Below are 24,342 nucleotides of genomic sequence, written 5' to 3'. Positions count from 1 at the left end.
GCGGACGCCGGGTCGGCCTCAGCTCATCGCGAAACCGTTCTCCAGGTAGGACGCGGTGCCGTGGGTGAGATGGACTGCCAGGGCGGCGGATACGCGCCGCGCCATCGCGTCGAGCAGCCGCTCGCCGGCTTCGGCGGGATCGCACCAGCGCAGGCTGCGTAGCTCCGCGGCCTGCAGGGTGATCGCCGCGGTCTGCTCGGGGGAGAGGTGGCCGCCCGCGTAGATGAGCATGAGTCCGTCGTCCGGATACAGTCCGGGTGGCACCCAGTCGACCACCAGTAGCCGACCCGGCGTCACCTCCAGCCCGAGTTCTTCGCGTACCTCCCGGGCTGCCGCCGCCCGCGGCGATTCGCCCGCCTCGACCACCCCGCCGGGGATCTCCCACTGCGGCTTGTAGACCGGCTCGACCAGCAGCACCCGGTCCCGCTCGTCCACGAACAGCATCCCCGACCCCATCCGCTTCCGCGGTAGAGCGGCGATCAGGTCGTCTCGTTCGGACTGCACACCATCGAGAATATCTCCGGAGCCCGGTCGGCCGCGGGTGGTCGAGCCTCGGTTTCCACCGAGGCGGGTGACTCCGACGCAGGACTCGTCCCGGCGACACTGGAGAAGTGACAGCCGAACTACGTTCCCTCACCGTCGACATCGATACCGGCCGCTGGCACGGCACCGTCCTCGACAAGGTGGATCTGCGTGTCGACGCCGGGCAGCTCACCGCCCTGCTGGGCGGTCCCGGCGACGGCAAGACAAGGCCGCCCACGCGGTCGCGAAGTTGACCTCGACAAAGATTGAGGTTTTACCGTCGGAGCCAGTACATCACCGCACGTGAGAGGAACACGGATGATTCTGGTTACCGGAGCCACGGGGAACATCGGACGCGCGCTGCTGCGAAAGCTGGGTGAGCCGGGCATCGCTCCGGTCCGGGCGTTCACCCGCGATACAGCCGCAGCCCGGCTGCCGGCCGGAGTCGAGGCCGTCGAAGGCGACCTGGGCGACGCCGCGGCGCTCACGCGCGCTCTGGACGGGGTGCGATCGATGTTCCTGCTCTCCCGGCTCGGGCCGGACGCCGAAATTCTCGGCGCTGCCCGCCGCGCCGGGGTCGAACATGTGGTGCTGGTGTCCTCGATCACCGTGCAGACCCATCCGCACCTCGGGCCGGCGGCCGAGAACGCGGCGGTCGAGAAGCTGCTGGAGACCAGCGGTCTGGACTGGACGATGTTGCGCCCGACGCAGTTCGCGTCGAACGCCCTGCTGTGGGCCTCGGCGGTACGTGCGCACGAACCGGTCCGGTTGCCGTTCGCCGATACCGGGCTGCCCACTGTCCATCCCGCCGATATCGCGGCGGTGGCCGCCGCCGCGCTCACCGGATCCGGCCATCGGGGACAGCGGTACGCGGTGACCGGTCCGGAGCGGATCAGCGCGCGCCGGCAGGTCGACACCGTGGCCGCGCTGCTGGGCCGGGATATCGAGCTGATCGAGAGCACCCGGGCACAGGCACGTCCGGGCATGGTCGCGGTGTTCGGCGCGGAAGCCGCGGACGCGGTGCTGGATGTGACCGGCGGTGATATCAACGACGAGCTGCTGCGGGTGCACGATACGGTCACCCGGATCACCGGAGATCCGGCCCTGACCTTCCGGCACTGGGCCGCGGAGCATCTCGACGCCTTCCGGTGAGCCGCTCCGGCCTCATCCGGGAGTGCCGGACGACCCTGCGTGGCCATCGGGATGCGGGGCGGGCGCGCATACCGCGGCGATCGCCGCGGTATCCCAGTAGAAAGGCTGGACCCGGGTGATCCGCCCGTCCGCCACGGTGATCGTCTGCAGGATGGGGAAGGCCAGATCGCGACCGGTGGCACGGGAGCGGGCGTGTACATCCGTCAGGACGACCAGTGGCCCGGTAGCGGCGAGGATCGTCTGTTCGACCATGTCGAAGCGTTCCCAGGTCTCGCTCATGGTGCGGAAGAATCGCTCCATACCGTCGTGTCCGCGCCAGACGCCGCCGTAGGGGAGACCGTCGGCCTGGACGAGTTCGACATCCGGGGCGAAGAACGGTGCGAGGATGGCGAAGGATGCCTGCCCCGGACCACCGGCGGCGAGATATTCGGCTTCGGCGCGGTACATCCCTTCGAGGACGAGTACGGCAGTTGCTGTCGCGGATTCGGTCACATTGTCACTATCGGACCGCTGGGGACGGTGTGCTGGCGGTAATCGGTCGCGGCTGTCGGCAGTGGGTCCTCATATGGCAGGGAGCGCGCGACGGCATCCGGTGGAGGAACCGGTCGCGGCCGGTATCAGGTGGCGAACCGGGCGGTATCAGGTGGCGAACCGGGCGATCGCGTCGAGGACGGCCGCTGCCAGCTCGGGGCTGCCGGTATGCCCCGAGTCCTCGACGATCCGCAGTTCGGCGCCCGGCCAGGCGCGGGCGAGTTCCCAGGCCGTGCGCAGGGGTGCGGACAGGTCGAGACGGCCGTGGATCAGCACTGCCGGAATATCCGCGAGACGGTATGCGTCGCGGAGCAATCGCCCGTCCTCGAGCCAGGCCGCGTGGGCGAAATAGTGGGTGCAGATCCGGACGAAGGCCAGCCGTGCCGCATCCGGTTTCGCGCTGTACTGCCCGGGCGCGCCCAGGCTTTCGTGCGCGATCACCGCGTCCTCCCACACACACCACTCGCGGGCGGCGGCTTCCCGTACCGCGGGATCCGGATCCTCCATCAGTCGCCGGTAGGCATGGACCGGATTCCGGCCCGGGTCCGGCTCCGGGGCGCTGTCCCGGAAACGCTCCCATTCGGCGGGTAGCAGCAGTCGCAGGCCGTGGTAGAGCCAGTCGATCTCCTGTGGGCGAGTCGTGGTGACGCCCACGAGTACCACCCCGGCGACCCGCTCCGGGTGGCGTTCGGCGTAGGCGAGGATCAGCGTCGAACCCCATGATCCGCCGTAGAGCAGCCACTGTTCGATACCGAGGTGCCGGCGCAGCGATTCCATATCCGCGAGCAGGTGTTCGGTGGTGTTGTGCCGCATATCGACCGCCGGGTCGGAGGCGTGTGGCAGGCTCGCGCCGCAGCCGCGCTGATCGAACAGCACGATCCGGAACACGTCCGGATCGAACAGGGTGCGCGCGCCCCGCCGGCCGCCACCGCCCGGGCCGCCGTGGACCACCAGCGCGGGTCTGCCGTCCGGATTCCCGCTCGTTTCCCAGTAGATCCGGTTGTCGTCACCGACGTCGAGCAGCCCCGAATCGTGGGGTTCGATCGCGGGAAACGGCCGGCGCGTTCCGGAAGTGGTCACGAGTGACGACGGTAGCGGGAGCGGGCAGGTCCGGTGTCCGAGCCGGTCGGGCGGTGCCGGACACTTCGTCGCCCGGCGGCGGGCGACGGGATCAGTCGATATCGAACACGATGATCCCGGCCATCCGGTTGCCCAGGCGGGCACCCCGCGGCATATCGGGTGTGGCGCGGCGCGGCCCGACGATCCGGGGATTGCTCAGGAGGAGCGGGCCCCGGCGACAGCGGAGCCGGGCACGACCGGCCGCGATCACATTTCGCACCCAGTCGGTCTCGCCGTGCAGGAGGACCACCGCCACCGTCCCGTCCTTCCGGAAGACGCAGATCGGGGTCTCGTACCGAGCGCCCGACTTCCGGCCGGTGTGCTCGATCACCGCGTAGCCCGGCAGCACCGGCGCGATCCGCCGCATCCACGGGTTCATATACCGGACGCCCAGCCGGTCCATCCACGCGGGAAAGCGATGCGGCAGCGGACCTTCGGTGCTCGTCATCTCGATCAGCCTAGGCGCGGGTGGACCCGCGGACATTCTGCCGTGGGTGGAGATCCGCGGCCGCGGCGCGGATAATCGCTGGCGGCCGGGGTGGACCACGCGTGATCATGCGAAGTCGTGACAGACGAACCCGTGATCGGTGACGCGGTCGGCGCCATGCTGTACGAGCAGTGGAGCGGCGGCGGTGTCGTGGAAGTGATCGAACGCGACGACGGATATGTGATGGCCGGGCGGCCCGTCGAGCACTACCTCAGCGAACCCGGGCAATGGAGCGCCTTCGATCGAGCGGCACTGCAACGCTGTACCGGACGGGTGCTGGACCTGGGGGCCGGAGGCGGGCGGGCGAGCCTGGAACTACAGTGCCGCGGATCGTCCGTACTGGCGCTGGACACCTCGGCGGGGGCGGTGGAGGTATGCCGCGGCCGCGGCGTGCGGGATACATTCGAGGGCACGGTATTCGACCTGCTGGCGCGGGAACCGCACTGCGGTTTCGAGTCGATCCTGCTGCTCGACAACAATATCGGGTTGCTGGAGAGTCCGGCGGCCGCGCCGCGGTTGCTGGATACGCTGGCGCGTGCGACGGGCGGTGCGGGACGGATCGTGGGTGTCGGACGCGATCCCTATGCCACCGAAGATCCCGATCATCTCCGCTACCACGCGCGCAACCGCGCGGCGGGTCGCCACGGGGGCGAGATGCGGATGCGGGTCCGGCACCGCCGGACGGCCACCCCGTGGTTCCCGTGGTGGTTCCTGGCACCGGGCGAACTCGCGGAGGTGGTGGCCGGTACCGGGTGGCGGATCGAGGAGTTGCGCGAGGAGCGGGGTAATTACCTCGTCGTGCTCACCATGGGGTGAGGAGAATATCCGCGATCGCGCCGGGTCCGGCCGGCTGCGGGCGAAATCCTTTCAGGCGGCGTGCGCGGTGTAGATATGGCGGGCGACCTCGTCGCGCATCGCGGTGAATCCGGGGTCCGCGCGCAGCGCCGGGAAATCCGCGGCGTCCAGGCCGGCTTTGAAGGCGGTGGGTTCGTCGTAGATGATCCGGCCCGGCCGGGTACCCATGACGATCACCCGGGTGCCCAGCAGCAGTGCCTCGTCGATGCTGTGGGTGACGAAGAAGACGGTTTTGCGGCGTTCCCGCCACAGCGTCAGCAGTTCGCCCTGCAACTTCTCCCGGGTGAGGGCATCGAGCGCCCCGAAGGGTTCGTCCATGAGGATGATCCGGGGATCGTTGATCAGTACGCGGGCGATCTGGACACGCTGCTGCTGACCACCGGACAGTTCGTAGGGGCGCCGGTCACCGAGATGGTCGAGGCCGACCAGGGCGAGCAGGCGGTCCGCTTCGGCCTGCCGCCGGGCGCGGGCGACCCCTCGTGCCCGGGGACCGAATTCGACATTCTGCCGGACGGACAGCCACGGGTAGAGGGTCGGCTGCTGGAAAACGACGCCGCGCGCGGGGTCCGGCCCGGTGACCGGTTCACCACCCACCCGCACCGTGCCGGCGGTGGGTTCCAGGAATCCGGCGAGGATATTGAGCAGGGTGGTCTTACCGCAGCCGGACGGGCCGGCCACACAGACGAATTCACCGTCCGCGACGGTCAGATCGGTGGGCGCGAGTACCTGGGCCGGTGTTTCCGGACCCGGGTAGCTCATGGTCACCGACGACAGGGTCACCCGACGGCCGGTGGATGTCATTGCGCCGCTGCCCGCGCCGCGTCCGGGTAGAGGGCGTCCTCGTACGCCTGCGCATTGCCGACCGCCTCGATACCACCCTGGCTCAGCAGGAATTTCGCGGTGCTGTGCAGGGCGCCGGCGAAATCACCGCCCAGATACTCCGGTCCGGCCTGCTCGGCCGCGGTCGGATAGGTGTACCCGGCCAGCTGGGGCCGCACCTGCTCCGGGGCGATCCCGAGCTGGGCGCCCAGCGATACCGCGGCCTCCTCCGGATGGTCGCGCAACTGTCCGATCGCATAGTTCTGGACCTTCGCCCATACCGCCGCGAAGGCACTGTCCCGGTCCAGGAAGGCGGTGGTCGCCGCGGCGACGTCGAAGGTCGGGGCCCCCTGCGCCGCGGTCTCCGCGCTGGAGGTGAGCACGGTGCCCCCGGCCGCGGTGAGTTCGGACAGGGTGGGGTCCCATACCCACGCGGCATCGATCTGACCACCGGACCACGCACCGGGGATGGCGGCGGGCTGCAGATTGATCAGCTGCACCTGATCGGTCAGCCCGGCCCGGCCGAGCGCGGCGAGCAGGCTGTAGTGCGCGGTACTGCCGAACGGTGTCGCGATCCGCTTACCGCGCAGACCCGCGACCGAGGTCACCGATTCGTCCCGGACCACCAGCGATTCCGATTTCCCGATCACATCGTGGATCCACAACACGCGGACCGGCAGGTTCAGCGGGGCCGAGACAGCCTTGGTCGCCGGGGCGGACCCGAGGGTGCCGATATCGACGCTGCCCGCGCCGAACGCCTGCACCACATCGGCGCCGGAGGAGAACTGGCTCCAGGTGATCGTCGCGTTCGGCAGACACGCCTCGAGCAGGCCGCGGTCCTTGACGTACAGGTCGGCGTTGGGAATCGCCTGGTAAGCGATACGCGCCGTCGCGGTGACGCCGGTGTCCGGGGCGAACGGGCAGGACGCCGCACCGTTGCCGTCGCCGCTGTCGCCGCGTCCGGATTCGACACAGCCGGCCGTGGCGGCGGCCACGCCGAGGGCGACGACCAGCGCCGACACCGTGCGAAGAGTGCGCTTCATACTTTGCCTTTCCAGGGGACCGCGATATCGCCGGCCAGTTTGAGCAGAGAGTCCAGGACCAGTGCCGCGCAGCCGATCACGATGATGCAGGCGATGGTCAGCGGGGTGTCCAGCTGCGTGCCGGAGATATAGGCCAGTCCGCCGATACCGGGAATACCGTTGTTGAGTTCGGCGGCGACCACGGTGGTCCAGGCGAAGGCGGTGGCGATCCGGATACCGCTGATGACCTCCGGCAGGGTCGCGGGCAGGACGACGCGGGTGATCACCTGGACGCGGCCGGCGCCCAGCGACCGGGCGGCGTGCAGATAGTCCTGTTTGACGCCGGTGACCCCGTTCAGGGTCGCGATCGCGATGGGCGGGAACGCGGCGAGGAACAGCAGCCAGATCTTGGAGACGTCACCGATACCGAACCAGACGATCAGCAGGCCGATATAGCCCAGTGGGGGCAGCGCGCGCAGGAAGTTCAGGATCGGTTCGGTGAGCAGCCGGACCGGCGCCAGCATCCCCATCACGAACCCGGTCAGCGGTCCGGCCATGATCGCCAGCCCGACCCCGGCGCCGATACGTTGCAGGCTGGCGAGCAGATGCTCCCACAGGTAGTAGTTCTGTTCACCGATCACCGTCCGGTCCACACCCGGCGCGATCGGATGCCGGGTGCTCGCGCGTACGAACGCGTCCCAGACCGCGCCGGGCGGCGGCAGATACAGGGGATCGACCAGGCCGGCCGCGGTGACCAGGACCCAGAGCACGAGTACGAGTACGAGCGCGGCGAATCGTGCCGCCACCGGCCGGATCACCCGCCGGTAGCCGCTCCGGCGTACGACCGGAGCCGGTACGCCGGCGCCGGTGTCCGGCTCGAGATCGGTCGCGGTCACCGCGCACCCCCGGGGATTCGGCCCACGTCGGTCACCACACACCACACTTCCGCCCGGCCCGGGCCATCGAGCCGATCGACGGCGAACGGCGGAAGTGGGGACGGTACCGGCCCCGGAGTCCCACGGGCAGGTTTGCGCGCGCCGTGATCGAAATCCGGCGGCCGGGGTCAGACCGGAATACCGCCGAACGCGCCGAGGAAACGCCAGGTCGTGAGTTCGTCCGCGGCGCCGCCGAGTTCGGTCTGGGTGACCAGCAGTTCGGTCGCGCCGGCCGCGACGTAGCGGCGCAATTGCGTTTCGACCTCGGCTTCGGTGCCGATAACGGCCAGTTCGGCGGCGGTGGCGACACCTTCGCGATCCAGGACCGCGCGGTAGGAGGGGATCGCGTCGTAGAAGGCCATCTGTTCGGCGGCGCGGGCACGGGCTCGATCGGGGTCGTCGGTCACCACGACCGCGACGCCCGCGATCACCCGGGGGCGCGGCCGGCCCGCGGCCCGCGCGGCGCGTTCGACTCGCGGCACGATATCGCTGTCCAGGGTGCGCGGCCCCGCCAGGAACGGCACGATTCCGTCGGCGAGTTCACCGGCGGCGGCCAGCGCCTGCGGGCCCATGGCCGCCACGACGATATCGGGGCCGTCCCCACCGGCCACGGCGGCCGGCAGCGGGGGTGCGGCGGTGACCGTCTCGCCGGTGAAATCGACGGTGCCCGTAGTGAGTACCGAGCGCAGTACCGTCAGGTACTCACGCAGCCGGCGGATCGGGCGCTCGGTGGTGATCCCGAACGCCGGTTCCTCGAGCGCGCGGGCGCCGAGGCCGAGTCCGAGCGTGAAGCGGCGCCGGCTGGCGGCGTGCGCGGTCTGCGCCTGGCTCGCGACCACCAGCGGGTGCCGGGGATTGATCGGCACCACCGAGGTACCGACGTGCAGGCCGGGCACGGTCGCCCCGACCACCGCCGCCAGGGACAGCGAATCGAAATCGAACCGCTGCGCGAACCAGGCCCGGTCGAGCCCGGCCTGCTGGAGCAGGCGGGCTCGCGCGATCACGTCGTCGACGGCGTTCGATGCGCCGGGGGCGGGGCCGAGGGCGATTCCGATCGGTGCGCTGAGAGGCATGCCGGCGCCAACGTCGTCGGCGGCGCCGCGTATTCCGGATGGATTCACGGTGAGTCCGAACGCAGACAACCACCCTCGACACCGGTATACCCCGGCGGGATTCACGACCGGGCGGCCGCCTGCGCTACCCGGGCCTTCCGGCCGCCCTTCAACCAGATCGACGAGCCGGGCTTCTTCCGCTCGCGCCGGATCTGCCACAGCGTCCCCTTGCAGATCGACTCCTTGACGGTCGCCGCGATCCGGCCCCCGAGGAAGGCGTTCACCGGGGTGTCGTCGCGATGGGCGAGCTGGACGACGGCCCCGCGACGGCCCAGGCTGACACACGAACCGACGAACGCCTGATCGATGGGTGCGGGCGTCGCCCCGGCGAGCCGGCTCAGCACGGTATCGGCGGCCTGCGCACCCAGCGGAATCGCCGCCTGGCAGCTCATCCGCAGCGGCTGTCCCGACGGCCCCGCGGCGTCGCCGGCCGCGACCACCCGGTCGTCGTCGACGCTGGTGAGGGTTTCGTCGGTGCGCAACCGCCCGAGCGCGTCGGTGCTCAGACCGCTGACGCGGGCCAGGCCGGGGACCCCGAAACCGACGGTCCAGATGGTCACCGCGCTGGGCAGCACGGTGCCGTCGTCCACTACGACGGCATCGGAGCGCACCTCGGTGACAACCGCGGTGTCGCGGATCTCCACACCCAGCCGGCGCAGTCGCGCGGCCACCGAACGGCGTCCCGGGGCGCTGAGCGCCGGGGCCAGGACCCCACCGCAGATCAACCGGACCGTCCGGCCCTGTTCGGCGAGTTCGGTGGCCGTTTCGAGCCCGGTCAGACCGGCGCCCACGACGGTGACGGGCGCGTCCGCGGCTGCTCGCCGGAGCGCCTCGCGCAGTCGCCGGGCCTCGTCGAGCTCGGCCAGCGGATAGGCGAATTCGGTGGCACCGGGTACCGCCGATCCCACGGCCGCGGTGCTGCCCACCGCATAGACGAGGTAGTCGTAGCCGAGCGTGGCGCCGGCGGCGAGGTGGACCGTACGGGCCGCGGTATCGATACGGGTGGCGGAATCGACCAGTAGCCGGACCCCGTCGCCGAGCAGTGCATCGTATCCGGCGGTCGCGGTGCCCGTCGCGGCGACGAGCTGATGCAACCGGATGCGTTCGACGAACTCCGGGCGCGGGTTCACCAGGGTGATCTCGAGATCCGGCCGTCGGCGCAGCCGGTTGGCGGCCAGGGTTCCGGCGTATCCGCCGCCGATCACGACCACATGGGTGCGCTGGTGGGGCATGGTGGCTCCGTTCTCTCGGGTTCCTGCCCCCTCGGACGAGACCGGCCGGTGGTTCGTAACGGGGTGTGAGCAGCGTCTCCGGGATATCTGCGCGGGTGGGCGACCGGATCGGTCCATCCCGTGCCGCCGGGGCCGCCCCGAAGGTGTTCCGTATGTCGGTGCCGCTTGCTAATTTTCGCGTCGAAGCACAACGACGACGAGCGGGATCAGTATGACCACGGCGAACACCACCTATCTCGAACTGTCCGAAGAGGGAGGGTCGGCGCACAAGTTCTACGAGGTCGCCGTGGCCGGCACCCAGGTGACCATCCGGTACGGCCGGATCGGCGACCAGGGACAGAGCAAGGTCAGTTCCTTCGCCGACCCGCAGAAGGCGCAGGCGGCCGCGCAGAAGAAGATCGGTGAGAAGGTCCGCAAGGGCTATACCCCCGCGGTCGCGGGTGCGCGGGCGGCACGGCCGGTCACCCGGCGGGCGATCACCAGCGGTCGCTCCACCGCGCGCACCGCGCCGGTGCTGTGGACCTTCGATTCGGGTGCCGCGGCGTTCGGTATCTTCATCGACGCCGAACGCTGCTGGGTGGGCAACGAGAGCGGAGATGTCTTCACGCTCACCCCGGCGGGCGAGGTCACCGGGCGGTTCCGGCTGCCGAACTCGGTGAAATGTATCGTCGCCGACGATTTCTGGATCTACGCGGGTTGCGACGACGGCCGGGTCTACGACCTGTCGGGCAAAGTGCCGCGGGCGGCCTACGATATCGCCGCCGATGTCGATATCTACTGGCTCGATATCCACGACGGCATTCTCGGTGTCTCCGATGTCCAGGGCGGTCTCACCGTGATCGACCATGAGGAGGAATCGCTGTGGGCCCGGCGCAGCGACGGGGATTCGGGCTGGATGGTGCGGATCGACGCGGACGGGGTGTACCACGGACATTCGGGCGGGGTCACGAAATACGATCTGGGTACCGGCAACCATCAGTGGCACCGGGGCACCGGCGGCGCCGTCCTGTTCGGCTGGCAGGAAGCCGATGCGGTGTACGCCGGTACCGCCCGTAACCAGGTGCGGATGCTGGGCAAGGGCGGCGACGCCGACCGGACCTTCCAATGCGACGCCGCGGTCTATTCCTGTGCGGCCTCCCCGGACGGGCGCTATGTCTTCGCCGGGGACAACTACTCCTCGGTGTACTGCTTCGACGCCGACGGCCGCAGGCTCTGGAAACTCGGCACCGGCTGCGGTTCGGCCTATTCGATGCAGTACCACGACGATCGGCTGTACCTGGTCACCACCGCCGGAACTTTGGCCTGTCTCGATGTGAGCGAAACCGCGGTCCGCGACGCCGAGCAGGGAGTGCTGCCGCGGACGGTCTCGGTGAAGGCGCCCCCGCTCGCTCCGGTGGTGCCCAGCAGCACCGTGGAAGTGGTCACCGATGCCGGTGGCGGTGTGGTCGTGGAATGTATCGATGTGGGCGGGCGGTTGCGGGTCCATATCGTATCGCCGGGCTACCGGCGGGAATGGAATGTGCAGTTCCCCCGGGATATCCGGCAGGCCGGCACCCGCTATGTGGTCGACGGGGTGGCGGAATCGGCGCGTGGCGGGTTCTACCGGGTGCGCGGGGATATCCGTCGATTGAACTGAGCGGGCGATCGGGTGCTGCGCGATCCGAATCCGGCGCGCTGCCGGCGGCCCCGGAACTACGTCGAGCGGGGTGGGCGGGGGATCACGCCGGTGGATCCGAAGCTCTCCCGCATCCGGCCGGGTGTCATCCCGAAATGCCTGGTGAAGTTCTGGCGGAACGCCGAGGTCGAGCGGAAACCGGATCGGTAGGCGATTTCCTCGACGGTGCGCGGGGTCGGGTCGCGTAACCGGTCCCGCGCCCGCTCCATCCGGATGGTGCGCAGCAGCCGTCCCGGTGTGGTGTCCGCGGTTTCGAGGGCCTTGTGGAGATAACTGAGCGAACAGTTGAGCGCCGCGGCGAGCGCTGCCGGGGTCAGGGCCGGATCGTCGGAGTACCGGACGATATAGCGCAACGCCCTGTCCGCGGTGTGCGCGTAATCGGCCGACCGGTCCGGGCGGCCGTTGTCGAGTACACATTCCAGCAGGTGGAACAGGACCTCGATACCCTGCACGAACTCGCGGCACGTCAGCACGTCGCGGTGGGCGGCCAGCTGGCTCAGATGACTGGTGAACATCGACACCAGCGGACGCTGCCGCTCCATCAGCAGCGGTGCCCGATCGGTCAGCCGCCGGGTGACCACACCGTCCGGGATCGTGAGGATCAGGGCCCGGGTCCCGCTCGCGTGCGCCATCGCCATCGCCATCGGCACATCCATCCGGAACAGGCCGACCGAGCCGGGCGCCAGCTCGACGCTGTCGCGCCGCTGCGCCAGGGTGATATTCCCTTGGATGGGAGTGACGAGCCGGGCGCTCGCACCGTCGTCACCGGCGGTATGCCGTGCGGTGCGGCGGTACTCGATGAGATCGGAGGCGAATTCGACCAGGGCGTAGTCGCCGAAGCGCTGGAATTCGGTGGATCCGAGGAAATCCTCGACGTTACCGAAATCGATGGTGAACCGCCCCTGCATCTCGTGCACATGGGCGCCCCACAGTTCGGGGCGTTCCTTACGGTCGGCACTCGCCGTGGACAGCGCGCTCACCTCGTACCCGTCCGCCGCCACCGAAACCCCCTGCTGTGCAGAAATCCACCGTTGATCGTACAAAATCTCGGCGGCGGCGTCGTTCTGCCGCACCTAATTTGGAGATACCGCGCCCGCCGCCCGGCGGCGGTCGCGAGGTGAACTCGGCCATGGGGTTCGCCGGTCGGCCGACGCTGTCCGTTCCGGGGTGGGCCGGAGGTGGAGGTGCCGTTACCCGGGCGCTCCCGTGATCCGAAGGGGGGGTCACGGGGCCGCCCGGTAACTGTCTCGCGGCGCGGGCCGGAATCATGCTGAGCGCAAGGCTGTCCGGTGCTCCCAACAGCGGCTTATCGTCGGAAGGTGGTATCGCGCAGCAGACCTCGACGGCATCTCAAAACGGTCACCGGAGTCAGTGGCGGCACCGATATCTACGCGGCGGCCGTGGATCCGGCCCGTTCGACACTGGATACCGCGATCGCCGTCGCGAAGATCGCCGAGGAACACCGGATCGACGCGCTCTTCGCCGCCGATCTGCTCAGCTTCGGCGCCCAGGGCGCGATCGGAGCGCAGGAGCCGCTGATCTATCTCTCGGCATTGAGTTCGGTGACGACGCGTATCGGCTTGATCGCCACCGTCACCACCACCTTTCACCACCCTTACAACCTGGCGCGGCTGTTCGGCACACTGGATCATGTGAGCAACGGGCGTTCCGCCTGGAACGCGGTGACCTCTTCGCTCGGCGAAGAGAACTACGGCGATCAGGAGCTGCCGAGCCCGGAGCAGCGGTATGCGCGGGCGGCGGAATCACTGGCAGTGACGCACGCCCTCTTCGATTCGTGGGGCCGGGGCGCGCTCACGCCGGACGGCCGTGGCGGTGCCGTACTCGATCCGGGCCGGGTCCGGCCGATCGATTACCGGGGCGACCATTTCACCGTGCGCGGTCCGCTGAACATCCCACCGCTGCCACAGCGGCGGCCGGTGCAGTTCCAGGCGGGCCAGTCGGCGGGCGGAGTGGAACTCGGCGCCCGTTACGCCGAAGCGGTGTTCACCTCGCTCACCACGTTCGACGACGCGCTCGCCTATACCCGCGGGATCCGGGCCCGCGCCCGGGAACTGGGCCGTGCCGAGGGACTGCCCTACATCTTCAGTTCCCTGCACGCCACCTACGGCGCCACCGAAGCCGAGGCCGCGCGGCTGGTCCGCGAACAGGAGGAGTCCTACGATTTCGACGCGGGTCGCCGGTTGCTCGCGGATATGTTCGGCGGCGGTGTGGATCTCGGCGATCTCCCGCTGGACCGGCCGCTCCCGGAAACTCTGCTGCCCGAGCTGGATTCGGTACACCGCAGGCGCGGCCGGGTGGAGATCTTCGCCCGCCTGGCGGCCTCCGGGCGTACCCTGCGCGAACTGATTCTGGAAGCACGCCACACCGGTCACTGGTCGGCCGCGGGTACACCGGAACAATTGGCCGACGCCATCGAGGAACGCTATCGCGCGGGTGTTCTCGATATCGTCACCGTCGGCGGCCTCGACGATCCGCGCACCCGTGATTTCGTCACCAACGGGCTGCTACCGGAGCTGCGCCGCCGCGATATCGTCGGCTCCGACTACCTCGGTGCCACCTTCCGCCGCGCCGGATTCGCTCCCGATTCTCCTCGCCGGTCAGCCCCCAAGGAACCGCGCCATCGACCGACACCACACCCGCGACCCGGTCCGGGTTGCGGTCGGCCCGAGAATCTGGAACTTCCGCCGCTGCCGGATTCGGAGGCCGATCAGGTGGCGGTGTAGCCGCCGGGACAGTTCAGAAGTAGCGGACCGCCACGTAGATCCAGGCGAGCACACAGCTGAGCGCGGTGACCACGATTCCGTATCGGGTGAACTGCCAGAAGGTGATCCGGTGCCCGGCCCGCCGGGCGATATCGAGCGCCACCACATTGGCGCTCGCGGCGACCGCGGTGCCGTTACCACTGAAATCGGCGCCGAAGGCGAACGCCCACCACAGTGCCCGGCCCTGTCCGTGATCGGTGGTCTGATCGACCAGACCCTCGACCACCGGCGCCATGGTGGTCGTATAGGGGATGTTGTCGATGAAGGCGGCCACGACGGCGGAACCGAAGACGAGTACCGCGGAGGCGAACAGCGGATTGTCGCCGAAGGCGGCGACCGCGGCATCGCCGAGAAGGGCGATGACACCGGTGTGGACGAGTCCGGCGACCATCACGAACAGGCCCATGAAGAAGACCAGCGTCCCCCATTCCACTTCGCGCAGGATATCGCCGATATCGAGCCGGGAGATCAGCACCATCGCACCCGCCCCCACCAGCGCGATGATCGAGGGTGCCACATGCAGCAGCGAATGCAGGCCGAAACCCACCACGACTCCCGCCAGTACGAGCAGTGCCCGGGTGAGCAGGCGCGGATCGGTGATGGCACGGCGTTCCTGCAGCGCCGCCACGGTCTCGATATGTTCGGAGCGTTCCCGCAGATGCGCCCGGAACAGCCAGCGGGTGAACAGTACGAACAGCGCGAAGATCACGGCGACGGCCGGAGCCATGTGCAGTAGGAAATCGTTGAAACTCAGACCCGCCCGGCTGCCGATGATGATGTTGGGCGGATCGCCCACCAGCGTCGCCGCACCGCCGATATTGGCCGCCAGCACCTCGGCGATCAGGAAGGGTTGCGGGGCGAAACCCAGCCGGCCGCACACCACGATGGTGACCGGCGCGACCAGCATGATGATGGTGACGTTGTCGAGAAGTGGTGAGGCGACCGCGGTGATGATCATCAGCATCACCATCAGCCGGAACGGGCTGCCGCGTGAGCGTTTGGCGGCCCAGATGGCCAGGAAGTCGAACAGACCCGTGTGCTTGACGACGCCGACGATGATCATCATGCCGAGCAGCAGGAAGATGACGTTCCAGTCGATGCCGACGTGCGGGTTGTAGAAGACCTCCTCGCCGGGCACGAGACCGAGAACGGTCATCAGTCCCGCGGCGACCAGCACCACTTTCACTTTGTCCGCGCGTTCGGTGGCGATGAACCAGAACGCCCCGACGAACACCGTGACCGCCAGGATCTGGCTCATCGACTCACCTCCCCAGCACCCGGCGGATCAGTCGTCGGGGCCGGCGACGGCCAGGCTGATCAGCAGCCGTTCGAGGGTGATACCGCCGATCAGGGAGTAGGCGCGATCGACCACCGCGACCAGGGGACTGTGCCGCTGTGCCATCAGCGCGGCGATCTCGAGCAGGGTGGCGTCGCGGTGCACCACGGCGGGCCGCGGCGCGTGTTCGGGCAGGCAATCGCCGACGGTCAGATCGCCGGGTTCGCGCCAGAACAGTTCGGCGTGCAGTTCGTCGATGGTGCGGACGAGCGCGGGATCGTTCTGATAGGAGGCGGGTATCGCCAGTCGCAGTACCTGCGTACCGGGTAGCACCGCCACGGGCCGCCCGGCGCCGTCGACCACGATGAGGCCGGGTAACCGGTTGACCACCATCAGCCGCATAGCCTTGGCGACGGGGTCGCCGGTGCGGACGGTCGGCAGCTGGACGGCGATCTCGTGTGCTTGCATCGGGTGATCCCGTCGCGCGTGCGGGGAGAGGGTGGTCATGGTCGCGACCTGTCGCCGGTGAGTTGGTCCATCAGCCGTTCCAGCCGGGCCACTCGGTCGGGGAGCGGTCTGCTGTGCAGCAGTTCGGCGAGCTGATCGGCTTCGTCGGACGCCAATGCGATGGACTGGACGGGCTCGTCGCGGGCGGTGCGGTAGACGTGGATATGCTTCCCGCCGTCGGTGCCGGTGACCAGTGCGAACCGGTCACCACTGCGGGTCAGCAGATGGTGCACCGTGCCCTGCCCGGGTATGGTGCCGCGGTCGATATCCACGTCGAACGCTCCTCCCGCGGCTGGTTGTCTCCCGTCCCAGTCTCGGCGAGCGGGGGTATCACCGGCCATCGGTGCCGTTACCCATCTCCGGTGGCCGAGGCTGTGTAGCGGTCCGGCCCGAAGATGGGTGTCACGCCCCATGGACAGCCCGCGCGTCGACGGCCACACTGAGGTCATGGACCGTCCGGATAGTGGTAACGGCCTGTTCCGGCGGCATACCCGGACTCCGGTCGACGCGCTGTTCCGGCGGATCTTCCTCATCAACGGGCTCGTGTTCACGCTCGGCACCCTGGTACTGGCGGTATCGCCCGCGACGGTCTCGTCCCGGGTACGGCTCACCGAGATCCCGGTGCTGGCGGTGGGTCTCGTGGTGATCCTGGCCGCCAACGCTTTCCTGCTGCGCTCCAGCCTGGCGCCGCTGGACCAGCTGGTCGTCTCCATGCGCCGGGTGGACCCGCTGCGCCGCAGCGGCCGGCTCGACGACCGGGGCAACGGTGACCTGTCCCTGGTGATCGACTCGTTCAACGCGATGGTCGAACGGCTCGAATCCGAACGGGCGGCGGCCAGTGCGTCCGCGCTGGCCGCGCAGGAGGGCGAGCGCCGGCGGATCGCCCGGGAACTGCACGACGAGATCGGCCAGAGCCTGACGGTGGCGCTGCTGTCGATGAAACGGGCCGCCGACCGTGCCCCCGCGGATGTGGTGGACGTCCTGCACGGCGCGCAGGAAACCGTGCGGTCCTGCCTGGACGAGGTGCGCGGAATCGCGCGGCGGCTACGCCCCGATGTGCTCGACGATCTCGGCCTGTCCAGTGCGTTGAGCGCGCTGTGCAGCGAATTCAGCTCGACGGCCGGGATCGGGGTGACCCGTGACGTCGACCGGAATCTGTCGCGGCTGGCACCGGATATCGAACTCGTCTGCTACCGGGTGGCCCAGGAGAGCCTGACCAATATCGCCCGGCACGCCGATGCGCGCCGGGTCGGGCTGAGCCTGCGCGTGCGCGGCGACTCGCTGGTACTGCGGGTTTCCGACGACGGTCGCGGTGGTGTGTCCGAGGACGGTTCGGGTATCCGGGGGATGCGGGAGCGCGCACTGCTGGTGAACGCGACCCTCACCATCGAATCGCCGCCCGGACACGGCACCGACGTCTGCCTCGACGTTCCGTATCGGGGCGAAAGGAGTATGCCGTGACGACCCCGGCTGTGGCCCGAGTCCTGCTCGCCGACGATCACGCGCTGGTCCGTTCCGGGCTGCGGATGATCCTGGACGCCGAACCCGATCTGACCGTCGTCGCCGAGGCCGCCAACGGTCACGAGGCGGTGCAGCAGATCGGCCATATCCCCGTCGACCTCGCGATCCTGGATATCGCCATGCCGCGCCTGACCGGGATCCAGGCGGCCCGCGAAATCCACCGGGTCGCACCGGAGGTACGGATCCTGATGCTGTCGATGTACGACAACGAACAGTATTTCTTCGAATCGCTGCGGGTCGGGGCCTCCGGCTATGTACTGAAATCGGTCGCCGACCGCGATCTGCTCGAAGCCTGCCGGGCGACCCTGCGCGGCGAATCGTATCTGTATCCGGGCGCGGTGAACTCGCTGATCCGGGATTGGTTGCAGCGTGCCGACCGGGACGAGCCGCTGCCGCGCAGTCTGCTCACCCCGCGCGAGGAGGAGATCGTCAAACTCGTCGCCGAGGGCTATTCCTCGCGCGAGATCGCCAACGATCTGGTCATCAGTGTGAAGACCGTGGATCGGCACCGAGCCAATATCCTGCAGAAACTGGGACTGCGTGACCGGCTGGAACTGACCCGCTACGCCATCCGGGCGGGACTCATCGAGCCCTGATCACGGTGGTCGGTCCGCGACGGCGGTCCGGTCGGGGGCGAAATCGTCCAGGCCGTTCGCCCGTGTGTTGTGGGCGGCCCGGATGAGCCAGCGGCCGTCGCGACGGACCAGGACGAGGGTGATGAATCCGTACCGATCCTCGGCAGTGTCCGTGCCGGGCAGCGTGTGGCCGGGCCAGCTCCAGCGAGTGTGTACCAGTGCGACCCCGGGTGCGAGCTCGTCGATCGTGACGATCTCCTGGGTGTAATCGCGCTTCTGCCGGAGCACCGATTCGGGCACGTCCAGATGTCCCTGGATATTCGCCGCCCGCGACCGCCACCAGATCCCCCGGTGGGTGATGAAATCCGAGTCCTCGGTGAAATAGGTTCCCCACTGGTGCATCTCGTGGCGCACCCACAGGTCGGTATGGGCTGCCAGAGTGGCCCGGATGCTCCGCTCGTCCGCTGCGTACATTCCACCACTCTGAAACCTGAACCGGAGTTGAAGTCAAGAGTGGAGTGCCGAACGGCCGGGGGACCGCCGCCCGGCGGGCGACCGCGGCTGTCCGGGGCCGCACCTAGGCGAGATTCTGCTCGCCTATCGGCGTACTGAGCGAGGTGCCGTTGAGTTCCAGATAGAGCTGCCGCTCGGTCACCGACACCGTGGCGGTGTTGCGGCGTTCCAGAGCTGCCGCCGCGGCGTCGACGAAGGCGCGATCGAAGGAGACCAGGGGGATGGCCTCGGCCCGATGGATACGTTTACCGGTCAGCTGTGCCAGCACCTTGACGGGGTCGCGATGGGTGTACACCGCGACCCGCTCGGCCAGTTTGCTGCCGCGGTGCACCCGGTCGGAGTCGGGTGCGCCGACCTCTATCCACGCGGTGATCCGCCCGGTGAGATCGCGGACCAGTACCGCCGGTTGGTCGGTGGAGGACACCCCGCCGTCGCTGAAGGTGATGCCCTCCTCGTATTCGAGGCAGTAGGCCAGCAGCCGGGTGATCAGGAATTCCGTGGTCTCCGACGGGTGCCGGGCCATCCGCAGGTCCAGCTCCTGATAGACGCCCCGGTCGATATCGGACAGGTGCAGGGTGACGGTGTGCAGAGTCGCGCCGGTAGCCATAACGGGCCGAGCCTAGCCCGCCGCCCGGACCCGGCCGCAGCGGCACCGGTGCTCGGCCCGGAGCCCAGCAGTGGCCCCGGCTCGGAAGCCGGGGCCACTGTCGAACGTGCGAGCCGGAGCGGCTCGTCCGCCGGGTATCAGCCGATGCTGAAGGGCTGGCCCCAGACGCGGAATTCGGAGATGCCCTGTTCGGTGGTCGTTTCGACGCGAACGAAGGAGCGGGCCTGGGCGTATCCGGCGCAGCCGTTGAGGCCGATGGTGGAGTCGGACCAGGTCACCGAGCCGTCTTTGCCGGTGAATTTGATGGCGAAGGTGTGGCCTTCGTCGCCGTAGACGTCGGGCTTCTCGATATCGAGGAGCAGGAACGAGGTGGCCTGGCCCGGGCCGAGGGTCAGGTTGGCGCCGGAGCTGAGGTTACCGCTGAGGTTCTCGCCGGACTGGGTGAGGCCGGCTCCGCCGTTGGCGGCGCCGCCGCTGATATCGACCTGGCAGCCCACGACGTAGCCGGGGGTGATCTTGGTGCCCTTGTGGGGACCGTGGACCTCGACCTGTGCGCTACCGGAGACCCATGCATTGCGGTGCAGCGGGGTCGAACCCATGGACGGGTTGATGGTCGCCGATTCGTTGGCGATGCGGGCGGTGATGCTCAACCCGTTGGGCAGAGTGTGGTTGAGTTCGGCGCCCGGCAGCGGGACGAAGGTGTCGGCGTTGGCCGCGCCGGTGGAGAACAGGCCGACCGCGGCGACGGAGGCGGCGGCAAGGCTAGCGGCCCGTACGACGCTTTTCTTGATGACAGACATGACAGTTTCCCTCTCGGAGGAGAATTCCGTTCAGCGACGGATTTGATCGACCAGATACGACGTCAGCCGATGCTGAACGGAGCTCCGTACAGGGTGGTCTTCGAGTAGTGGTCGCCGATGATCTCGACGACGGCGTAGGAACGGGCCTGGGCGTATCCGGCGCAGCCTTCGATGTTCATCTCGACGTCTTTGTAGTCGACCCAGTAGACGCCGGGCTTGGGGATGTCGACGCCTTCGACGTTGACGAATTTGACTTCGCCGGGGCCGAGTTTGAGGCCGAGCGAGCCGCTGGCGCCGAGGCTGGAGGTGGACAGGCTGGCGGACAGGCCGGCGGAGATGGCGTTGTCGGCGATGCTGACCTGGCAGCCGACGATGTATCCGGCGCTGACGCGGGAGGCACCGTGGGTGGAGGAGTTGTTGGTTCCGGGGGCGTTGGTCGGGCCCTTCCAGGGTCCGGGGGTGCCCTCGGGGGTTTGGCTGACGTCGGCGAAGACGCGGCCGCTGAGCCAGGCCACCCGGCCCGCGCCGTTGGCCGACAGTGACGGTGAGATGATCGCGCTTTCGTCGACCCGGCTCAGCTTGACGCCTGGTCCGAGCTTCTCGCCGCCGGGCAGCGGCACGAAGGTGTCGGCACTCGCCATGCCTCCGGCGACGCCCAGTACCGCCGCCGTCATCGCCGCGGTGGCAGCAATCGACTTGATATTCATCGTGGTTCCCTCATGGTTTTGCGAATTGTCGCCGTCTTCTGGCCGGACGGTGCCGTCCGGCGAAAACGGCAGCAGTGATCCACGGGTCGCGTGCGCACGCGCGCAGACCGCGGTTCGGGGGGTTCTGCCCAATCGCAGGTGAAATCCGGTGGTTACGAAAAGTCCACCGGCGGTGTCAGATCGTCGTCCTGGGCGATCAGGTGACGAATGGCTGCGTCATCTATCCCTCATCCCTGTCTATCTTCTTACAACCCGGTCGGGTTCGACCGGAAACTGTGCGGCGAGGGGGAGGGCAGGCAGGGGCGTCAGCAGCGTCGGAGTCCACATCCCTCACACCTCTCGCTCGTGTGTCGTTGCGCCGGACGGACGCCCGTCCCGGTCGGGACGAGCACCGTTCGCGGACACCGGGGGTGCGGTGTCGGCGCATTCTGTTGCCAGCCAGTCTGTAGTTAGGTTAGCCTTCGCTCACTATAAAGGGTTGCTAACAATTTTTGTGAGCGATGACAGTGACCTACGTCATACGGGCCGGGAAGGGGACGATTCGATGCACAGAGGATGTGACACCGCCTCATGACCGCCGGTTCGTCCTATGAATACCACACACATATGGGTGTCCGCAGGTGGTCTGGATGGTTGCTGGCAATCATCTTTCTGGTAATCGCCTGCTTACTGAGTCTTGTGGTCGGGGTTACCCATATTCCGATCACGGAAATCATTAGTGCACTCCGGGCGCCCGATGGATCGCCGGAAGACCTGATCATCAGCGAATACCGCCTGCCCCGCACGCTGCTCGGATTGCTCGCGGGTAGCGCGCTGGGGGTCGCGGGATGTCTGATGCAGGGCCTGACCCGTAATCCGCTGGCCGATCCGGGCCTGCTCGGAATCAATGCCGGCGCTGCCTTCGCGATCGCGATCGCCGTCGCCTATCTGGGGGCCGACGGGATCTCCTCGTATGTCTGGTTCGGGTTCGCCGGTGCCGCTGTAGTCTCGGTGGTGGTGTATCGGCTGGGAACCGTCGGTCGCGGCGGGACCGATCCGATTCGGCTCACCCTGGCCGGTGTCGCGGTGACGGCTGTGCTCACCGGCGTCACCAAGGGGCTGATCCTGCTGAACTCGACCGCCTTCGACCAGATGCGGCAGTGGGACGCCGGGGCGCTGACCGGCCGTGGTTACGACGTACTCGCCGGGGCGACCCCCTTCATCGTGGTCGGGCTGATCCTGGCCTTCGTCGCCGCCCGTTCGCTCAATGCCGTCGCGCTGGGCGACGATCTGGCCCGTGCGCTGGGCGTGCATGTCGATCGCACCCGGGCCTGTACCGCGCTCGCGCTGATCCTGCTCTGTGGCACCGCGACGGCGGCGGTCGGCCCGATCACCTTCGTGGGACTGGCCGTACCGCATATCGCGCGCTGGATCGTCGGTCCCGACAATCGCTGGATCGTCGCCTACTCGCTGATCCTGGCGCCCACCCTGGTGCTGTGCGCGGATGTGGTCGGCCGGGTCGCGATCCCGCCCGACGAACTGTCCGCCGGTGTGGTGACCGCCTTCCTGGGGGCGCCGGTGCTGATCTGGCTCGCCCGGCGCTCCGAGATGAGGCAGTCGTGACGACAGTGCGCAAGGCGCCACGTGTCGGCGTCGACTCGGCGGTGGACTTCGGCCGTTCGGTCCGGGTACTGCGGCTGCGCGGCTTCACCACCCGATTCGGGATGCGCGGCCTCGTGGTGACGGTCGTTCTGCTGGTCGCCGCCTGCGCGGTCGCACTGCTCGCTCTCGGCACGGGCGATTTCGCCATCCCGCCGGACCGGGTGCTGCGGGCGCTGCTCGGCACCGGGGTGGGCGGTGACGAACTGGTCGTGCGGGAATGGCGGTTGCCCCGGGTGCTCATGGCGCTCGTTCTCGGCGCCGCGCTCGGGATCAGCGGCGCGATCCTGCAATCGGTGACCCGCAATCCACTGGGCAGCCCGGATATCGTCGGATTCAACTCCGGTGCCTATACCGGCGCGCTGCTGGTCATCCTGTCCGGCGGCGGCTACTACGCCACCGCGGCCGGGGCGGTCGGCGGGGGACTGCTCACCGCGCTGGCGATCTTCCTGCTGGCCTTCCAGCAGAGCGTCAAGGGATTCCGGCTGATCATCGTCGGCATCGGTGTCGGCGCGATGATGGCCGCGATCAACACCTGGCTCATCCTGCGCGCCGATCTGGACGAGGCGATGTCGGCCGCCGCCTGGGGTGTCGGGACGCTGGACGGGCTCACCTGGGACGAGATCGGGCCGGCCCTGGTCGTGCTGGCGATCCTGGCCGTCGCCGTGATTCCCGCCGCGTACCGGCTGCAGGTCCTCGAACTGGGTGACGACGCGGCCCGGGCGCTCGGTATCCGGGTGGGCCGGGCCCGGCTGGTGCTGACCGTGCTCAGCGTCGCCTTCACGGCGGTCGGTACCGCGGTGGCGGGCCCGATCGCCTTCGTCGCCCTCGCGGCACCGCAACTGGGCCGGCGCCTGGCCCGCACACCGACGACCGCGTTACTGCCCGCGGCGGCGATGGGAGCGCTGCTGCTGGTGGCCTGTGACTGGATATCGCGGCGGCTGTTCGCGCCCACCAGTGTGCCGGTCGGGGTGGTGACCGCCTCGATCGGCGGCGCGTATCTGGCCTATCTGCTGGTAGCCGAGGCTCGACGGAACTGAGGAAATCATCGTGAACGAAAAACTCCAGCACAGCGCCGGCGACGAGACCGGAGCGGCGGCGGGCGCCGGGTCCGGGGTGCGGCTGCGGGCCGACCGCCTACGGCTGGGCTATCGCGGCAGGGTCATCAGCGACGAGCTGACCGTGGATATCCCCGACGGTACTTTCACCGTCATCATCGGTCCGAACGCCTGCGGTAAATCCACTCTGCTCCGGGCGCTGTCGCGACTGCTGGCCCCCGAATCCGGTGCGGTACTGCTCGACGGTAAGCAGATCGGCAGCTATCCGGCCAAGGAGGTCGCCCGGCGGATCGGACTGCTGCCGCAGACCTCGACCGCGCCGGAGGGTATCCGGGTCGCCGATCTGGTGGCCCGGGGGCGCTATCCGCACCAGTCGCTGATCCGGCAGTGGTCGCGCCGTGACGAGGAGGCCGTCGCCGCGGCCATGGCGGCCACCGGTGTCTCCGATCTCTCGGGGCGCCTGGTCGACGAATTGTCCGGCGGCCAGCGGCAGCGGGTGTGGATCGCGATGGTGCTCGCCCAGGAGACACCGATCGTCCTGCTCGACGAACCGACGACCTTCCTCGATATCGCCCACCAGATCCAGCTGCTGGACCTGTGCCGCGAACTGAATCGGGAGACCGGCCGGACGATCGTGGCGGTGCTGCACGATCTGAACCACGCGTTCCGCTACGCCGATCATCTGATCGCCATGCGCGACGGCGCGGTGGTCGCGGCCGGGGCGCCGCGTGAGATCGTCACCGCCGAACTGGTGCAGAAAGTTTTCGACCTGGGTTGCCGGGTCATCGACGACCCCGAAACCGGTGCTCCGCTGGTCGTTCCGCTGGCCGAGCAGGCGGTGCGGGCGGGCTGAACGAGGCGAACCGGGGAGGGCCTCCTACGGGGTGGATGTTCCC

The 24,342-nt window shown here is 68.8% G+C and carries 27 protein-coding genes; 10 read left to right on the top strand and 17 right to left on the bottom strand.

Annotated features, from left to right (window positions below):
- Positions 1-18: 18 nt before the first annotated feature.
- Positions 19-504: an NUDIX domain-containing protein gene (locus ACWEWT_RS19885; RefSeq protein WP_452560853.1), complete on the bottom strand. Its 486-nt coding sequence runs from the start codon at positions 502-504 to the stop codon at positions 19-21.
- 107 nt (positions 505-611) lie between these two features.
- On the opposite strand from ACWEWT_RS19885, the gene ACWEWT_RS19880 reads away from it, so the two are divergent.
- Positions 612-776: a hypothetical protein gene (locus ACWEWT_RS19880; protein WP_452560851.1), complete on the top strand. Its 165-nt coding sequence runs from the start codon at positions 612-614 to the stop codon at positions 774-776.
- Between the two features lie 64 nt (positions 777-840).
- Positions 841-1,674, top strand: coding sequence for an NAD(P)H-binding protein (locus ACWEWT_RS19875; protein WP_452560849.1), 834 nt, complete (start codon positions 841-843; stop codon positions 1,672-1,674).
- A gap of 12 nt (positions 1,675-1,686) precedes the next feature.
- Here ACWEWT_RS19875 and ACWEWT_RS19870 read toward each other — a convergent pair whose 3' ends face one another.
- The 3 genes from ACWEWT_RS19870 to ACWEWT_RS19860 all read right to left on the bottom strand — a co-directional run bounded on the left by ACWEWT_RS19870 (position 1,687) and on the right by ACWEWT_RS19860 (position 3,772).
- On the bottom strand, positions 1,687-2,166 hold the full coding sequence (locus ACWEWT_RS19870; protein WP_452560847.1) for a nuclear transport factor 2 family protein: 480 nt from the start codon (positions 2,164-2,166) through the stop codon (positions 1,687-1,689).
- A gap of 147 nt (positions 2,167-2,313) precedes the next feature.
- Positions 2,314-3,285, bottom strand: a complete 972-nt coding sequence (gene pip, locus ACWEWT_RS19865) for a prolyl aminopeptidase (protein ID WP_452560845.1) — start codon at positions 3,283-3,285, stop codon at positions 2,314-2,316.
- Positions 3,286-3,376: 91 nt separating this feature from the next.
- Positions 3,377-3,772, bottom strand: coding sequence for a nitroreductase family deazaflavin-dependent oxidoreductase (locus ACWEWT_RS19860; RefSeq protein ID WP_452560843.1), 396 nt, complete (start codon positions 3,770-3,772; stop codon positions 3,377-3,379).
- A 117-nt stretch (positions 3,773-3,889) separates the two neighbouring features.
- Here ACWEWT_RS19860 and ACWEWT_RS19855 point away from each other — a divergent pair, with 117 nt between their 5' ends.
- Complete coding sequence (locus ACWEWT_RS19855) at positions 3,890-4,627, top strand: methyltransferase domain-containing protein (protein WP_452560841.1); 738 nt, start codon at positions 3,890-3,892, stop codon at positions 4,625-4,627.
- 51 nt (positions 4,628-4,678) lie between these two features.
- Here the strand turns inward: ACWEWT_RS19855 and ACWEWT_RS19850 are convergent, their stop codons facing one another.
- From ACWEWT_RS19850 to ACWEWT_RS19830, 5 genes are all read right to left on the bottom strand, one after another.
- Positions 4,679-5,467 (bottom strand): ABC transporter ATP-binding protein, encoded by a 789-nt coding sequence (locus ACWEWT_RS19850; protein ID WP_452560839.1) that lies wholly within the window; start codon positions 5,465-5,467, stop codon positions 4,679-4,681.
- Positions 5,464-6,528: a taurine ABC transporter substrate-binding protein gene (locus ACWEWT_RS19845; protein ID WP_452560837.1), complete on the bottom strand. Its 1,065-nt coding sequence runs from the start codon at positions 6,526-6,528 to the stop codon at positions 5,464-5,466. Before ACWEWT_RS19845 ends, ACWEWT_RS19850 begins: the two co-directional genes overlap by 4 nt.
- The gene (locus ACWEWT_RS19840) at positions 6,525-7,325 is read right to left on the bottom strand and encodes an ABC transporter permease (RefSeq protein ID WP_452561043.1); all 801 of its coding nucleotides are present in this window, start codon (positions 7,323-7,325) and stop codon (positions 6,525-6,527) included. The genes ACWEWT_RS19845 and ACWEWT_RS19840 overlap by 4 nt, the downstream gene beginning before the upstream one ends.
- Before the next feature lie 245 nt (positions 7,326-7,570).
- Complete coding sequence (locus ACWEWT_RS19835; RefSeq protein ID WP_452560835.1) at positions 7,571-8,515, bottom strand: TIGR03564 family F420-dependent LLM class oxidoreductase; 945 nt, start codon at positions 8,513-8,515, stop codon at positions 7,571-7,573.
- A 101-nt stretch (positions 8,516-8,616) separates the two neighbouring features.
- Positions 8,617-9,786 carry an NAD(P)/FAD-dependent oxidoreductase gene (locus ACWEWT_RS19830; RefSeq protein WP_452560833.1) on the bottom strand — a complete coding sequence of 390 codons (1,170 nt, stop codon included), beginning with the start codon at positions 9,784-9,786 and terminating at the stop codon, positions 8,617-8,619.
- 211 nt (positions 9,787-9,997) lie between these two features.
- On the opposite strand from ACWEWT_RS19830, the gene ACWEWT_RS19825 reads away from it, so the two are divergent.
- Positions 9,998-11,422 (top strand): WGR domain-containing protein, encoded by a 1,425-nt coding sequence (locus ACWEWT_RS19825; RefSeq protein ID WP_452560831.1) that lies wholly within the window; start codon positions 9,998-10,000, stop codon positions 11,420-11,422.
- A 56-nt stretch (positions 11,423-11,478) separates the two neighbouring features.
- Here the strand turns inward: ACWEWT_RS19825 and ACWEWT_RS19820 are convergent, their stop codons facing one another.
- Positions 11,479-12,462: a helix-turn-helix transcriptional regulator gene (locus ACWEWT_RS19820; protein ID WP_452560830.1), complete on the bottom strand. Its 984-nt coding sequence runs from the start codon at positions 12,460-12,462 to the stop codon at positions 11,479-11,481.
- Between the two features lie 318 nt (positions 12,463-12,780).
- Here ACWEWT_RS19820 and ACWEWT_RS19815 point away from each other — a divergent pair, with 318 nt between their 5' ends.
- Positions 12,781-14,205: an NtaA/DmoA family FMN-dependent monooxygenase gene (locus ACWEWT_RS19815; RefSeq protein ID WP_452560828.1), complete on the top strand. Its 1,425-nt coding sequence runs from the start codon at positions 12,781-12,783 to the stop codon at positions 14,203-14,205.
- Positions 14,206-14,218: 13 nt separating this feature from the next.
- Here the strand turns inward: ACWEWT_RS19815 and ACWEWT_RS19810 are convergent, their stop codons facing one another.
- From ACWEWT_RS19810 to ACWEWT_RS19800, 3 genes are read right to left on the bottom strand one after another with little or no spacing between them, the layout of a single operon-like run.
- Positions 14,219-15,502: an SLC13 family permease gene (locus ACWEWT_RS19810; protein WP_452560827.1), complete on the bottom strand. Its 1,284-nt coding sequence runs from the start codon at positions 15,500-15,502 to the stop codon at positions 14,219-14,221.
- A gap of 27 nt (positions 15,503-15,529) precedes the next feature.
- Entirely contained in the window at positions 15,530-16,027 is a 498-nt protein-coding gene (locus ACWEWT_RS19805; protein ID WP_452560826.1) for a CBS domain-containing protein, read from the bottom strand.
- Complete coding sequence (locus ACWEWT_RS19800; RefSeq protein WP_452560824.1) at positions 16,024-16,299, bottom strand: hypothetical protein; 276 nt, start codon at positions 16,297-16,299, stop codon at positions 16,024-16,026. The genes ACWEWT_RS19805 and ACWEWT_RS19800 overlap by 4 nt, the downstream gene beginning before the upstream one ends.
- A gap of 175 nt (positions 16,300-16,474) precedes the next feature.
- Here ACWEWT_RS19800 and ACWEWT_RS19795 point away from each other — a divergent pair, with 175 nt between their 5' ends.
- Both ACWEWT_RS19795 and ACWEWT_RS19790 read left to right on the top strand, forming a co-directional pair.
- Positions 16,475-17,488: a histidine kinase gene (locus ACWEWT_RS19795; RefSeq protein ID WP_452560822.1), complete on the top strand. Its 1,014-nt coding sequence runs from the start codon at positions 16,475-16,477 to the stop codon at positions 17,486-17,488.
- A complete protein-coding gene (locus ACWEWT_RS19790) occupies positions 17,485-18,144 on the top strand; it encodes a response regulator (protein ID WP_452560821.1) in 660 nt (219 codons plus the stop codon). The genes ACWEWT_RS19795 and ACWEWT_RS19790 overlap by 4 nt, the downstream gene beginning before the upstream one ends.
- Here the strand turns inward: ACWEWT_RS19790 and ACWEWT_RS19785 are convergent, their stop codons facing one another.
- The 4 genes from ACWEWT_RS19785 to ACWEWT_RS19770 form a co-directional block, all read right to left on the bottom strand.
- The gene (locus tag ACWEWT_RS19785; RefSeq protein WP_452560819.1) at positions 18,145-18,597 is read right to left on the bottom strand and encodes an SgcJ/EcaC family oxidoreductase; all 453 of its coding nucleotides are present in this window, start codon (positions 18,595-18,597) and stop codon (positions 18,145-18,147) included.
- Positions 18,598-18,700: 103 nt separating this feature from the next.
- On the bottom strand, positions 18,701-19,243 hold the full coding sequence (locus ACWEWT_RS19780; protein ID WP_452560818.1) for a YaeQ family protein: 543 nt from the start codon (positions 19,241-19,243) through the stop codon (positions 18,701-18,703).
- Positions 19,244-19,380: 137 nt separating this feature from the next.
- Complete coding sequence (locus ACWEWT_RS19775; RefSeq protein WP_452560816.1) at positions 19,381-20,043, bottom strand: MspA family porin; 663 nt, start codon at positions 20,041-20,043, stop codon at positions 19,381-19,383.
- 62 nt (positions 20,044-20,105) lie between these two features.
- Complete coding sequence (locus tag ACWEWT_RS19770; protein WP_452560814.1) at positions 20,106-20,750, bottom strand: MspA family porin; 645 nt, start codon at positions 20,748-20,750, stop codon at positions 20,106-20,108.
- Positions 20,751-21,320: 570 nt separating this feature from the next.
- Here ACWEWT_RS19770 and ACWEWT_RS19765 point away from each other — a divergent pair.
- The 3 genes from ACWEWT_RS19765 (at position 21,321) to ACWEWT_RS19755 (ending at position 24,299) form a co-directional block, all read left to right on the top strand.
- Positions 21,321-22,352: a FecCD family ABC transporter permease gene (locus ACWEWT_RS19765; protein WP_452560812.1), complete on the top strand. Its 1,032-nt coding sequence runs from the start codon at positions 21,321-21,323 to the stop codon at positions 22,350-22,352.
- Positions 22,349-23,428: a FecCD family ABC transporter permease gene (locus ACWEWT_RS19760; RefSeq protein ID WP_452560810.1), complete on the top strand. Its 1,080-nt coding sequence runs from the start codon at positions 22,349-22,351 to the stop codon at positions 23,426-23,428. Before ACWEWT_RS19765 ends, ACWEWT_RS19760 begins: the two co-directional genes overlap by 4 nt.
- A gap of 76 nt (positions 23,429-23,504) precedes the next feature.
- Positions 23,505-24,299 (top strand): ABC transporter ATP-binding protein, encoded by a 795-nt coding sequence (locus ACWEWT_RS19755; RefSeq protein ID WP_452561042.1) that lies wholly within the window; start codon positions 23,505-23,507, stop codon positions 24,297-24,299.
- Positions 24,300-24,342 lie beyond the last annotated feature (43 nt).

The organism is Nocardia sp. NPDC003963 (assembly GCF_053605105.1).
The sequence above is the reverse complement of the archived record's forward strand: the minus strand, read 5'-3'. Positions and strand labels throughout refer to the sequence as shown.

Coding starts and splice junctions, on each gene's coding strand:
- ACWEWT_RS19875 (WP_452560849.1), top strand. CDS start 841: ATGATTCTGGTTACCGGAGCCACGGGGAACATCGGACGCGCGCTGCTG.
- ACWEWT_RS19860 (WP_452560843.1), bottom strand. CDS start 3,772: ATGACGAGCACCGAAGGTCCGCTGCCGCATCGCTTTCCCGCGTGGATG.
- ACWEWT_RS19850 (WP_452560839.1), bottom strand. CDS start 5,467: ATGACATCCACCGGCCGTCGGGTGACCCTGTCGTCGGTGACCATGAGC.
- ACWEWT_RS19845 (WP_452560837.1), bottom strand. CDS start 6,528: ATGAAGCGCACTCTTCGCACGGTGTCGGCGCTGGTCGTCGCCCTCGGC.
- ACWEWT_RS19835 (WP_452560835.1), bottom strand. CDS start 8,515: ATGCCTCTCAGCGCACCGATCGGAATCGCCCTCGGCCCCGCCCCCGGC.
- ACWEWT_RS19830 (WP_452560833.1), bottom strand. CDS start 9,786: ATGCCCCACCAGCGCACCCATGTGGTCGTGATCGGCGGCGGATACGCC.
- ACWEWT_RS19825 (WP_452560831.1), top strand. CDS start 9,998: ATGACCACGGCGAACACCACCTATCTCGAACTGTCCGAAGAGGGAGGG.
- ACWEWT_RS19810 (WP_452560827.1), bottom strand. CDS start 15,502: ATGAGCCAGATCCTGGCGGTCACGGTGTTCGTCGGGGCGTTCTGGTTC.
- ACWEWT_RS19805 (WP_452560826.1), bottom strand. CDS start 16,027: ATGACCACCCTCTCCCCGCACGCGCGACGGGATCACCCGATGCAAGCA.
- ACWEWT_RS19795 (WP_452560822.1), top strand. CDS start 16,475: ATGGACCGTCCGGATAGTGGTAACGGCCTGTTCCGGCGGCATACCCGG.
- ACWEWT_RS19785 (WP_452560819.1), bottom strand. CDS start 18,597: ATGTACGCAGCGGACGAGCGGAGCATCCGGGCCACTCTGGCAGCCCAT.
- ACWEWT_RS19780 (WP_452560818.1), bottom strand. CDS start 19,243: ATGGCTACCGGCGCGACTCTGCACACCGTCACCCTGCACCTGTCCGAT.
- ACWEWT_RS19775 (WP_452560816.1), bottom strand. CDS start 20,043: ATGTCTGTCATCAAGAAAAGCGTCGTACGGGCCGCTAGCCTTGCCGCC.
- ACWEWT_RS19770 (WP_452560814.1), bottom strand. CDS start 20,750: ATGAATATCAAGTCGATTGCTGCCACCGCGGCGATGACGGCGGCGGTA.
- ACWEWT_RS19765 (WP_452560812.1), top strand. CDS start 21,321: ATGACCGCCGGTTCGTCCTATGAATACCACACACATATGGGTGTCCGC.